The 12164-nt window shown below is 38.3% G+C and carries 11 protein-coding genes, 1 rRNA gene and 1 riboswitch; of the genes, 6 read left to right on the forward strand and 6 right to left on the reverse strand.

The window, feature by feature from the left end:
- Positions 1-452: ribosomal RNA gene (locus tag BR30_RS0108020) — 16S ribosomal RNA — on the reverse strand; the annotation flags it as partial.
- 512 nt (positions 453-964) lie between these two features.
- Between BR30_RS0108020 and BR30_RS0108030 the strand changes: the two genes are divergently transcribed.
- Positions 965-1930 carry a LacI family DNA-binding transcriptional regulator gene (locus BR30_RS0108030; RefSeq protein ID WP_026564574.1) on the forward strand — a complete coding sequence of 322 codons (966 nt, stop codon included), beginning with the start codon at positions 965-967 and terminating at the stop codon, positions 1928-1930.
- Between the two features lie 194 nt (positions 1931-2124).
- Positions 2125-2937, forward strand: a complete 813-nt coding sequence (locus tag BR30_RS0108035; protein WP_026564575.1) for a Cof-type HAD-IIB family hydrolase — start codon at positions 2125-2127, stop codon at positions 2935-2937.
- A gap of 86 nt (positions 2938-3023) precedes the next feature.
- Here the strand turns inward: BR30_RS0108035 and BR30_RS0108040 are convergent, their stop codons facing one another.
- From BR30_RS0108040 to BR30_RS0108060, 5 genes are all read right to left on the reverse strand, one after another.
- Positions 3024-4430, reverse strand: a complete 1407-nt coding sequence (locus BR30_RS0108040) for a sensor histidine kinase (protein WP_231507647.1) — start codon at positions 4428-4430, stop codon at positions 3024-3026.
- Positions 4420-5094 carry a response regulator transcription factor gene (locus tag BR30_RS0108045; RefSeq protein WP_026564577.1) on the reverse strand — a complete coding sequence of 225 codons (675 nt, stop codon included), beginning with the start codon at positions 5092-5094 and terminating at the stop codon, positions 4420-4422. Before BR30_RS0108045 ends, BR30_RS0108040 begins: the two co-directional genes overlap by 11 nt.
- A 159-nt stretch (positions 5095-5253) precedes the next feature.
- Positions 5254-6252 (reverse strand): adenosine deaminase, encoded by a 999-nt coding sequence (gene add / locus BR30_RS0108050; protein ID WP_026564578.1) that lies wholly within the window; start codon positions 6250-6252, stop codon positions 5254-5256.
- Positions 6253-6311: 59 nt separating this feature from the next.
- A riboswitch (purine riboswitch) is annotated at positions 6312-6412 on the reverse strand.
- A gap of 90 nt (positions 6413-6502) precedes the next feature.
- Positions 6503-7393: an acyl-ACP desaturase gene (locus BR30_RS0108055; RefSeq protein ID WP_026564579.1), complete on the reverse strand. Its 891-nt coding sequence runs from the start codon at positions 7391-7393 to the stop codon at positions 6503-6505.
- Positions 7394-7633: 240 nt separating this feature from the next.
- The gene (locus tag BR30_RS0108060; RefSeq protein WP_197032306.1) at positions 7634-8809 is read right to left on the reverse strand and encodes an ABC transporter substrate-binding protein; all 1176 of its coding nucleotides are present in this window, start codon (positions 8807-8809) and stop codon (positions 7634-7636) included.
- Between the two features lie 447 nt (positions 8810-9256).
- Between BR30_RS0108060 and BR30_RS0108065 the strand changes: the two genes are divergently transcribed.
- From BR30_RS0108065 to BR30_RS32845, 4 genes are all read left to right on the forward strand, one after another.
- Positions 9257-9469: a hypothetical protein gene (locus BR30_RS0108065; RefSeq protein ID WP_026564581.1), complete on the forward strand. Its 213-nt coding sequence runs from the start codon at positions 9257-9259 to the stop codon at positions 9467-9469.
- A gap of 75 nt (positions 9470-9544) precedes the next feature.
- The gene (locus BR30_RS0108070; protein ID WP_026564582.1) at positions 9545-10072 is read left to right on the forward strand and encodes a phosphatase PAP2 family protein; all 528 of its coding nucleotides are present in this window, start codon (positions 9545-9547) and stop codon (positions 10070-10072) included.
- A gap of 23 nt (positions 10073-10095) precedes the next feature.
- On the forward strand, positions 10096-11241 hold the full coding sequence (locus BR30_RS0108075; RefSeq protein ID WP_026564583.1) for a glycosyltransferase family 4 protein: 1146 nt from the start codon (positions 10096-10098) through the stop codon (positions 11239-11241).
- Positions 11242-11319: 78 nt separating this feature from the next.
- On the forward strand, positions 11320-12150 hold the full coding sequence (locus BR30_RS32845) for a metal-dependent hydrolase (RefSeq protein ID WP_051633512.1): 831 nt from the start codon (positions 11320-11322) through the stop codon (positions 12148-12150).
- The last annotated feature ends 14 nt before the right edge of the window (positions 12151-12164 follow it).

Below are 12164 nucleotides of genomic sequence, written 5' to 3' on the forward strand. Positions count from 1 at the left end.
TACTTGTTCTTCCCTAACAACAGAGCTTTACGACCCGAAGGCCTTCATCGCTCACGCGGCGTTGCTCCATCAGACTTTCGTCCATTGTGGAAGATTCCCTACTGCTGCCTCCCGTAGGAGTCTGGGCCGTGTCTCAGTCCCAGTGTGGCCGATCACCCTCTCAGGTCGGCTACGCATCGTCGCCTTGGTGAGCCGTTACCTCACCAACTAGCTAATGCGCCGCGGGCCCATCTGTAAGTGTCAGTTTGCACCGACTTTCAGCTTTCCCTCATGAGAAGAAAAGGATTATCCGGTATTAGCACCGGTTTCCCGGTGTTATCCCAGTCTTACAGGCAGGTTGCCCACGTGTTACTCACCCGTCCGCCGCTAGACTCCGAAGAGTCTCGCTCGACTTGCATGTATTAGGCACGCCGCCAGCGTTCGTCCTGAGCCAGGATCAAACTCTCCAAGAAAGTTGATTAGCTCATTTATTACGTTGGCTTAGCTTGCTTTCTTTCGAAAGTTTCACTAATAAAATTTTGTTGACGTTTCTGCTTTGTTTAGTTTTCAAAGAACTATTTTGTGACAGGTTTATAGTTTATCATCTCATTTTCAGGAAGTCAAGCGTTATTTTGAAATAACATTTCCTGAACAAACGAGATTATCATCTTATCAAACACGATCACTTTTGTCAACTGGTGAAGGATTATTTTTAAGAAACAACTAAGTTTCATTTGCTATTCCCTCATCAGATTTACTATATTACTATCATGTACCCTTAAAGTCAACTATTATTCTACAAATTATATTATTTTCATTTTTTAATATAACCATTCTATCATTCAGTCATTGATGCAACTATAGTGCACCACTCATTCTATTGTACAATTCAGTTATAATATACAAATTATATAAATTGAACAGTATAACGCGGGTTTGTAATGCAGCTTTCAGAGTGTCAGGCACCGCTAAGGAAGGTAATGGAATGACAAATATTAAAGATTTGGCCAAGATGGCAGGCGTTTCTGTAACCACTGTTTCTCGAGTGTTAAATAATCATCCTTATGTAAGTGCCGAAAAAAGGAATGCCGTTTTAGAGGCGATTAGACAGAGTAATTACCAACAAAATATTAATGCAGTCCATTTAAGTACAGGAAAGACCTTTCTTGTAGGAGTGGTTGTTCCTTTTATCGATACCCCTTACTTTGCCCTATTAATAAAAGGGATAGCAAATGAAGCGTTAAAACACAATTACAATTTGGTTTTATTTCAGACCAACTACCTGGAAAGCCGAGAATTAGATGCATTACAAACGTTAAAACAAAAGCAGATTGATGCGTTAATTATTTGCTCGAGAATATCCACATGGAGCCAAATTGAAACGTATATGCCTTTTGGACCGATCATTTTATGTGAAGATACCAGAGGAAAAAAAGTATCCTCCTCATTTGTGGATCACTATAAAAGTTTCCTATTTGCATTAGATTACCTCTATCAAAAAGGTCACGAAAAAATTGGTTATTGCATCGGACGTCAATCGGGTACTAATAGTAAAAACAGAGAATTAGCGTATAAGGATTTTTTAAAAACCAATCGATTACCTTTTAACTCTTCCTATATTTTTGAAGATTGTCTTCACTTCGAGGATGGGGAAAAGGTAGTGCAGCAGATTAGAAAGATGCCTCATCCACCAACAGCCTTACTGGTGACAAGCGATGATGTTGCAGCTGGGATTGTTACCTGTGCACAAAATCTAGGTGTTACGATACCAGATAATCTTGCACTTATTGGGTTCAACAATCAACCTATCGCTAAAATGATGAGTATCACAACGATTGAAATTCCACTGGAGGAAATGGGCAGGAAACTATTTTTACAAGGAATCAACCAAAATGAGGAGATTGCCCAATATGAAATCCCCGTAACATTAATTGAACGGAATACTGTATGAGTCTCACGAATTGATTATTATCTCCCTTCTTCACCTTCCGTACCTAATAAAACAGAAATTATTTTTTCAATCCCCTTGACCTGAAACGCGTTTCATAAACTATTCTGTTTTTGCAAGAACTCACAACACTAGGTCGGCGTTATCAGAATTCCCTGAGCGTAACGACCTATTGTGATTAAATGGAGGGGTAGAAAATGAAACAACCTATGGTGTTCTTTGATATTGACGGTACATTACTTAACGAGGATAAAGTGATTCCGGATTCCACAAAGAAAGCTGTTCGTTTACTTCAGGAAAAAGGAGTACACACGGTAATTGCCACTGGTCGTGTGCCGAAGATGTTTTATTGGATTCAAAAAGAATTGAATATTAGTTCTTTTATTTCCATGAACGGACAATATGTTGTATTTGAAGGGCAAGAAATTTATGCCAATCCAATTAATCCAGAGCTGCTTCAGTCGATTTCCACTTTGACAGCAAGCAAAGGGCATGCCCTTGCCTACTGCAGCCATGATGATTTTAAAGTCAGCAAAGAAAACCATCCCCTTATTGAATCGAGTTTTGACTCATTAATGATGCCTTACCCTAAAGTTGACGAAGCATTTTATAAACATCGGTCAATATTTCAGGGACATCTTTACTGTAACCACGAGGACCAGTTTAAATACGTCGACCATTTTCCTGATTTAGACTTCGTCAAGTGGCATGATTATGCTTATGATTTCCTGCCAAAGGGCGCATCAAAAGCGGTTGGTATTCGCAAACTGCTTGAATTCTTAGATATCAATAACGAGAACTGTTTTGCGTTCGGCGATGGTTTAAATGATTCGGAGATGTTATCGATGATTGGAACGGGGATAGCTATGGGTAATGGGGTTCCTGAAGCAAAGGCCGCAGCTGATTTAATAACAACGACATCTTCTAATCACGGGATTCTCAATGGCCTCATCCAGGTTGGCCTTTTAGGAAAAGACGCGGCCGCAGAATACGCAAATGAAGCGATATAACCCTTGAGAAGGTATGGTTTTTAGAATGGTAGACCTTCATCCAACAAACGTATGTCAGACGGTGTCAGGCACCGTCTAACATACATCTATCCTTTAAAAACTAGCGGAATATAGATGTTGAAAGTACTCCCTTTTCCGAGTTCACTGGTAACTTTTATCGTTCCTTTATGTGTGTCAACAATCCATTTGGCGATGGAAAGTCCCAAGCCATGCCCACCCATTTGCCTGGAACGAGATTTATCAGACCTGTAAAACCGTTCGAAAATCCGCTGATAATCCTCTTCACTAATTCCAATTCCCGTATCTTGAACGGAGAGACATAGCTGTTGTCCAACGATATTCATTGAAAGCTTCACTTCCCCATTGTGCGGAGTGTATTTTATCGCATTATCTAAAAGAATATATAATAGCTGTGATAGTCTTTGCTGATCGCCGACTGCAATCAGCGAAGCAGGTGAATTCAACTGGAGAGAAATTTGTTTAGCGTCAGCGAGCGGACGAACTGAATCAATCGCTCTTTCTGCTTGGGGACGAAAGTCAAAGGTCTCTATACTAAGCTGAATGGTGTTTGAGTCTGAACGTGCAAGCGTCAATAAATCACTCACCAGATGTGTCATCCGTTTCACTTCTTGTCTCATATTGGTGAGGATTTTCTCCACCATATCTCTCATTTGAGGTTCAATCGTCATTTCCACTGCATCAATCGAAGAAAGCAAGACACTTAATGGTGTCCGTAATTCATGCGAGGCGTCTGCGACGAATTCACGCTGCCTTGTAAACGCACCGCTAATTGGAATTATCGCTTTTTTCGACATGACGACACTCATATAGATGGCTATGCCCAAAAATACGATGCCGATTGCAATAAGGATCATTAAAAGAGAGTGAAAGAGCTGATATGCAAAGGTTATGTCTTTTCCAACATACAACCTCCCAATAAATTGACCATTATTATAAATAGACCGGTTGGCTATCATGAGCTGAACTTCTTGAGGAGTCTCACGGGGATGAAATTCCCCCTTCATTCCCCTTCCATTAGCGTTCACTTCTGCACGCACAGTTTCCTCTCCGATCTCCCCTTCATTTTGAATTTCCCTATTGATAAGCCGGAGTAAATTTGGACGCATTCGCTTATCTGATTCATTGCCCATGATTATTTCTCCGTTAGAATTAACAACATAATAAAAGAACTGATTTACTCCAGCAAACACTACCTCTTGGTCTTCTATCCCTTTCAAGTCACTTTGTTTCTTATTTAATAAAGAATCCTCGATGAAACTCGCTTCTTGATTTACTAATGATTGAAGTTCATGTTCCTGGTTGTTAAGGATGACAACATGAAGGACAATATAGACAATTGCGATAAAAAGGATTAGAAAAAGCATAAGCAATCCACTATACATGCGGGTTAATTTGCCTTGCGTTCGCTTAAAAATATCTTTTTCACCAAATTTTGTGAATACCCGGATTAAGGAACTAATTTTAGTTTCCAAACTTGTACCCAACCCCTCTTATGCTTTGAAGTATATCTTGTTTTCCGAAAGATTGGAGCTTTTTGCGGATTAATTTGACGGTCGCATCTATCGTTTTAGGTGCAACCTCTGAATCATAACCCCAGATGCGCTCTAAAATTACTTCACGCGGCAGGACCTGCCCCTTATTTTTCACCATTAAATCTAATAACTGAAATTCACGAGGACTTAGTTGAATTTCCTCTTGATTCAAACGAACCATATGGCTCAGTCGATTCAGAACTAAACCTTGAATTTGAATCTCTTCCTCCAAAATCGGCGCATAATTGCGACGGGTAAGCGCCCGGAGCCGAGCTAAGAGTTCGTCAATTTCGAACGGTTTAACAAGGTAATCATCTGCGCCTGAATCTAAGCCCTCAATTCGGTCTCCAACGGTATCTTTGGCAGTCAGCATCAGAATTGCACCTGAATAACCTTGTTTCCGTAATCTGGCACAAGCTTCCACACCCGTCCCATTCGGCATCATCCAATCCATGATTATGACATCATAGTGGGTGGTGGTAGCGTAATAGTATGCATCCTCTCCATTTGTTACCCACTCAACTTGGTAGCCGCCCTTCTTTTTGAGCATATATTTGATTAATTCACCGAGACTCAAATCGTCTTCTGTTAATAAAATTTTCATTCTATTATCTCCTTTGCGATTGATTTTATAATGAATAAAATCATCTCTAGTAACCCAAATCTAGCATCGCAATCTTAAGGTTTGCTTAAGAAAAGACAAAAAGGTGTCAGGCACCATGTGAAGAATTCACATGGTGCCTGACACCTTTCATTCTACTTTTCATCCAGTCATAAATTTCTTCAGCATTTCTTTTGTATCGGAATCGGCAAAGCTGGCTTCAACGCTAGTAAGGTAGATTTGTTTATAGTCATCTTCACTTATATTGAATTCTTTAAATACGATGTTACATTCATTTGACATGGTAGTATCTGATACGGTCCGGTTGTCTGTATTAACGGTTACCCTGACTCCATCTTTATGGAATTGATAAATGGGGTGATCGCTAAACCGGTTCACCGCTTTTGTTTGCACATTACTTGTTGGACACATTTCAAGGACAACTTGCTTTTCTTTTACGATGTTATATGCCTCATCACAGTCCTTTATAAATACGCCATGACCAATTCTCTCTGCTCCCAAAAGTTCAACTGCCTCTAATACGTTTTTACCTACGCCCGTTTCACCTGCATGGATAGTTACTCGATAACCATATTCTCTAGCTAAGGCAATCGGTTCTACGAATTCTCCACAAAACCCTTCCTCTTCCGATGCACATAAATCAATGGCAACTACCCCTGTGCCAAGGAATCTCCTCCCCTTCTCTACAACCTCAAAAGCACGGGAAGCAGGCATCGTCCTCATGCAGGAAAGAATTAAATTTCCCTTAATCTCATATTGCTTTTCAGCATCCTTCATTCCAATTAAAACGCTTTGGATGACCTCTTCAACATCTAATCCCCCTGCTGTATGAAGTAATGGAGCAAATCTTACCTCCATGTATTTCACATTTTCGCGGGCCGCATCCTCAAAAAGTTCAAAGGTGATCCTTCTAAGATTTTCCTCTGACTGCATAACTAAATTAGGTATAGAAAATTTCTCTAAATATTCATCAAGGGATTCGCATTCTAATGGAGCGATGAGTTCTTTTAGAATTTCGTCCCTATTCATAGAAGGTAGACTGATTCCATCTCTCTTTGCAATATCAAGGATGGTTTCCGGTCTAAGACTGCCATCTAAATGGCAGTGAAGTTCTATTTTAGGTAAAGTTGCAAAATTCATCGATAATTACCTCCTAATTTTTATGAAAATAAAAAAATTCCTGATTACGAAGAAAATACAAATTCATGTATCTTCTTCGTAATCAGGAATTTATAGGTTCCTGGTAGAGACCTCCAAACCATATCATTGGAGTTATACGAAATTATTTATTAAATTACTATTGCTAAAGAATAATAAATTCTATGTTTATTGTCAACCCTTTAAGCCTTCGATTAAACAAGATATATTTTCCTTTTTATTCGGAAGTAACTTATTTACTTTTATAAAAACGATCTCTTACTCTTTTCAACCGAGCGTGATAATTTAGAATGTCCAGTCTAGCTTTCTCTGCTTCTGGTGCAATCGGTCTTAATTTTTCCAACTCCCAATAATCAACAATCACATCTAGGACTTGATCAAAATATTCCAATGGACCGTAGTTTGCCTCTTTAGCAATAATCGCCATTCGATTTTCGAAATCAGGCATCACAGTTCCAGGCATTTGAAAGTTCTTAATAACATGTCCTAAATGATAACAGTAATTAGGTTCCAATTGGAGATGAAATTTAATCACATCTCGATAAAAGGCATAATGCAATGTTTCATCCTTCGCAAGACGGCGAAGCAGACTAGCTAAATCCTTATCATGCGAACCAGCTACTTTGGCAACGTTATTATAAAAAACCATGGTTGCAAGTTCTTGTAACGAGGTATATACCATAGTTTCAAAAGGCGTGTGATAATCAGGATTCCAGCCATTTTCAACCGTTTGTTTGTGTAATTGGTGGAGCCGCTTCGGATCTACATTTCGTGTAATTAATAAATACGTTTCAATCAGATTTGAATGCTGATCCTCTTCCGCAGTCCAAGTATGGACAAAATCTTTAATAACCGTTAAAGAACCTTTAAACGTTTGATCTAAATGCGAGGTAAACCATGGCAAGTTTACTTCGGTTAAAAGGGCGGTTTCAACCGCAGTAATAATCGATGCAGGCAGTGTAACCTGACTTTCATCCCAGGGAACACGCCTGAAATCCATTGCTTTATCCCATGGTAAGAAATCATGATAACCCCAATCTATTTTTTCAGATCGCTTTTTATGTTCTTCATATAAATCTATTAGTTTCGGCTCCAATCTAAAGTCCAAATCATTTGTTAACATCAAAATCCCCCGTTGTTGTAAAAATTCGTTAGTTTCCCGTACAAACACTCTTAAATGGTGAAAATAGCGCCTTATATACCCGTTTAAATATTCGAGAATTGCCATTGCCAGGCAATTAAAGTTATATCTGATATTAGTACCTGTTACCAAATTAATTATAGCACAACTATTCTGAATTAAACCAATAAATAAAAAAAGTGAAATAGAAGGGATCGTCCTTCCATTTCACTTTTGTCAATTTTACGGATTTACTTTTGTGTTAAATACTTGTTTACCGTCTTTATACTCTAATACAGTTGCTGATTTAATTGGATTGTGGTCTTTATCGATTGTAATCGTACCAGTAATCCTAGATAGATCCTTTGTTTTCTCTAATGCTTCTTTAATTTTTGCAGTATCGGTACCACCCGCACGTTCGATCGCATCAGCTAATAGATAGACAGTATCATAGCCAAGTGCATTAAATGCATTAGGAGATTCTCCATTGAACTTTTCTTTATATGTCGTTACAAACTTTTGAATCTTTTCATCTGGATCTCCAGATGTGTAATGGTTCGTGATAAATGTGTTATTTAACGCGTCAGCTCCAGCTAACTCTACTAACTTTGGTGAATCCCAGCCATCTGCACCCATTAACGGAACAGTGATTCCTAATTCACGAGCTTGTTTTACAATTAATCCAACTTCTTCATAATATCCAGGAATAAAAATGAATTCTGGATTTTTAGCCTTAATACGCGTTAAAGTAGCACGGAAGTCTGTATCTTTCGCAACATAAGCTTCCTCAGCAACAACCTTGCCGCCTGCCTTTTCGTAAGTTTCTTTAAATGACGCTGCTAAACCTTTAGCATAATCGCTGGCACTGTCTGCAAAGATTGCCGCATTATTTAATTTCAATTCCTTCGCAGCAAAATTAGCAGCTACGATACCTTGGAATGGATCAATAAATGATGTACGGAAAACATATTCGTTTAATTTCCCATTATCCGCTACAGTTACGTTCGGGCTTGTTCCTGATGGAGTTAATAGAATTGTTTTCGTATCATTTGCGATTTGTGCTTGTGCCACAGTGTTACCACTAGTTGCAGCACCAATAATCGCTGTTACTTTATCTTGACTTGTTAACTTAATGGCGCCGTTCGTAGCTTCAGCAGCTTCGGACTTGTTATCTACTTTAACAAGCTCGATCTTTTTGCCCTTTACTCCACCCTTTTTGTTGATTTCATCAACTGCAATATCAATTCCGTTTTCAAGCGACTCCCCGTAAGAAGCAACTCCACCGGATAACTCTAGGTTTACACCAACTTTAATAGTTTTACTATCACTGCCTGAATTTTCCTTTGCTCCTGAACAACCTGCAAGAACTCCTGCCAATAAGGTGGAGGCCATAAACATTTTTGCCCAATTCTTTTTCATAATAAGGACCCCTTTTTTTCTATTTTTTCTGACAACTCACATCATAGATTGCTAGATTTTCTAACATGAATACCGATGTGATTGTCTAGGTGATTTAATAAATATTATTGTAGTACAACTTTACTCATTCGTCTAGTATATTATTCTATTTATTTAAATATTTCTGAAACTTATGATTTATCAGTAAAAATGATAACGCTTCCATGGTTGATATGATGAAATTCTTAAGTAAATCCCCTTTTTTAATTTTTGTAGAAGTTATTTTATAAAAGAAATAGAATAACCCCCAGTAATTTCCTCAAAAAACATTTTTTAACCTGAAAATTATTTAATTTAAACGAGACGCCACCAATCACAATTTCTTTACATTCATTTAACATTAAATTAAGAAAAAATCTTATCATTTCCATATACAATTAAGTAAACTAAAGTATTGGGAGGGATTGGATGGAGATTTTCGTATCTGGTGCAGGATATAAAGGACCTGTTAAATGTACGTGTTTAGCTGAACTAGGGCACATGGTAACAAGTATAGGTAAGGGAATCATCGAGTACGATACACTACTTTGGAAAACTAACATGATTCCAGAATGCACCAGCAATCTTATCCAACAATATATCGAGAGAAGAAAACCTCCAAACCCAAAAGTAAAGGTATAAGTGGAACTAACTTAAATAATTTACAGCCAAATAATCGGTTGTAAATGAATAATTTATAAAGGGGAATAGGCATTTATGAGAATATTACAATTGTTTTATGGCTTCGAATGCCGATTATTTCAGCAGGTTAATCGTCATTTTGATAAAAGAGTATTAAATCTTATTTTCCGCATGGTGACACATCTTGGTGGAGCAAGATTTACGATTGCTGCAACTTTACTTCTCATCATGTTTTCGCCACGGGAGACTAGATTGATTGCCATTACCAGTGCACTTGCTTTATCCGCAAGTCACATACCTGTACATCTTGTAAAGCTGCTGTTTCCCCGAAAAAGACCCTATTTAATAATAGAAAAAACAAAGTTTCCTGAAAATCCATTACAAGATCATTCTTTTCCATCGGGGCATACCACTGCAATTTTTTCTGTTATCATTCCATATGTATTATTCATACCTCACCTTTCCTTTATCTTGATCCCTTTAGGGCTTTGTGTAGGCGTATCTAGAATTTACTTAGGCCTTCACTATCCTTCCGATGTAATTGCCGGAGGGGTACTTGGTTCACTTACAGGGAGCCTTTGCTTCTGTTTAATGTGGCTATGAGGATTACGATTAGGAGGGATATTATGAAAATTGCCATTTTCACAGATACCTTTCATCCGGATATCAACGGGGTTGCTAGGACACTTAAACGGTTAACTAATTATTTTGAGGATCAGGACATTGCCTTTAAGATTTTTGCACCTGACTCTTATTCCAATGAATATCATTCTACTAATATCCATCTTTTTAAAAGCCGTTCTTTTTTCTTATATCCAGAATGTCGCTTAGCTTTTCCAAACCTTCCTCATATTAAGTCGGAATTAAAATCTTTCTCTCCCGATTTGATTCATGTTGCAACCCCATTTAATATCGGCCTTTGTGGTGTTTATTTTGCAAAGAAATTAAACATACCGCTTGTCGGTTCCTATCACACCAATTTTGAAGATTATTTACACTATTATCACCTTCATTTTCTTTCAAAGATTCATTGGAATTACATGCACTGGTTCCATCAAACCTGTAGAAAACTCTTCGTTCCCTCACTTGAAACTCACCTCCAATTAAAGAACCATGGATTTTCAAATTTAGAAATTTGGCCAAGAGGCGTAGATTGCCAACTGTTTCACCCTCATTATGATAAACATTCAGTTCATAACCTTTACTCTATACAAGAAAGATATCTGCTGACATATGTAGGCAGATTAGCTCCTGAAAAGGATATAAAGACACTAATGACAGTCGCTAAATCAATCCCAGCTGAAATAAATGAGAAATTACATTGGTTAATTGTTGGGGACGGTCCATTACGTGAGGAATTGCAAGCACAAGCAGCAGGAAATATGACCTTTACAGGATTCTTAAATGGAAAAAGTTTGGCCGAAGTTTATTCGGCTTCTGATCTATTCGTTTTCCCCTCACCCACAGAAACCTTTGGGAATGTTGTCCTTGAGTCCCTTGCCAGTGGAACACCTGTTATAGGAGCAAAAGCTGGAGGTGTTAAGAATATAATTAAAGCAGGAGTTACGGGGTATTTATGTAGACCTGGTAATGCGCAGGAATTTAGTGAGGCGATTATTAAGCTTTTGGGGAATGACGGACTACGTGAACAAATGGGAAGCGCCGGAAGGGATTACGCATTAACACAGAGATGGGATCGGATTTTTGAAGATCTTATTTGGCATTACACTAATGTTATCGATGAACAAAACCGACAGGAATTTATCTCATGAGAATATCTCAAACCAAGTTCTTATTAGCCATGTAAAAAAATAAAATGGATTAAGATGTGTTAATTTAGAGTTTTGGGGGTGTTTCTGCTGAAAATATCACGGCTTGGGCATGCCATGTATGTTTTAAAAAGTAAAGCAGGAAAAAAGTATCTCATAGATCCCTTTTTCGATTTAAATCCTGGCTTTCCACCGGATTTAGATACGGCTGATTTCTACCAATCGATTGATTGTGTATTTCTAACCCACGGCCATTTTGATCATACTAGCGGACTTACGAAGTTGGTTGAGCACAAACCCGATGTTATGATTGTGGCCCAATATGAGTTAGCACTTATCCTTCTGAAGCAAGGAATGAAGAATGTGCTTCCTATTAATCTGGGAGGTTCGGTTTCCTTTGAGGAGTTAACTGCAACGATGGTTCAGGCAAAACATACCTCTTCCTATGGAGAAACCCAAGGTCCTCCCGTCTATGCTGGTGAGGCGGCAGGTTATATTTTTGATTTTAAGGATGATTATACGGTTTACCATTCAGGTGATACGGCATTGATGTACGATATAAAATTGATTCAAGATGTGTATGAGCCTGACATTGCCATCCTGTCCTCATCGGGCCATTTTACAATGGGGCCGAAGGAAGCAGCATATGCTGTTAAAAAACTATTGAATGTTAAATACGTCATTCCAAGCCACACCTTTCCTACAAATGAAACAGCGGCTTCTCCTGAATCACTAACTCGATTATTAAAGGCTTTTCCAGTGGTTGACTTTATGATTGATAAAGATAAGGAATTAAAAGAATTATTAAAGGATTATTCAAAAACTGCAGTGATTACACTGGCATATGGAGAGGAAAGAGAGTTCGACCACAGCCTTTGGTCTGAAGTCTTGGTTAATAAGGAATTCTCATGAGCAAGTTTTGATCT

Source organism: Bacillus sp. UNC41MFS5, from assembly GCF_000686805.1.

What these genes read in the sequence shown, in the direction of transcription:
- BR30_RS0108030 (WP_026564574.1), top strand. Translation starts at nt 965, where the DNA reads ATGACAAATATTAAAGATTTGGCCAAGATGGCAGGCGTTTCTGTAACC.
- BR30_RS0108035 (WP_026564575.1), top strand. Translation starts at nt 2,125, where the DNA reads ATGAAACAACCTATGGTGTTCTTTGATATTGACGGTACATTACTTAAC.
- BR30_RS0108045 (WP_026564577.1), bottom strand. Translation starts at nt 5,094, where the DNA reads ATGAAAATTTTATTAACAGAAGACGATTTGAGTCTCGGTGAATTAATC.
- add (WP_026564578.1), bottom strand. Translation starts at nt 6,252, where the DNA reads ATGAATTTTGCAACTTTACCTAAAATAGAACTTCACTGCCATTTAGAT.
- BR30_RS0108055 (WP_026564579.1), bottom strand. Translation starts at nt 7,393, where the DNA reads ATGTTAACAAATGATTTGGACTTTAGATTGGAGCCGAAACTAATAGAT.
- BR30_RS0108060 (WP_197032306.1), bottom strand. Translation starts at nt 8,809, where the DNA reads ATGAAAAAGAATTGGGCAAAAATGTTTATGGCCTCCACCTTATTGGCA.
- BR30_RS0108065 (WP_026564581.1), top strand. Translation starts at nt 9,257, where the DNA reads ATGGAGATTTTCGTATCTGGTGCAGGATATAAAGGACCTGTTAAATGT.
- BR30_RS0108070 (WP_026564582.1), top strand. Translation starts at nt 9,545, where the DNA reads ATGAGAATATTACAATTGTTTTATGGCTTCGAATGCCGATTATTTCAG.
- BR30_RS0108075 (WP_026564583.1), top strand. Translation starts at nt 10,096, where the DNA reads ATGAAAATTGCCATTTTCACAGATACCTTTCATCCGGATATCAACGGG.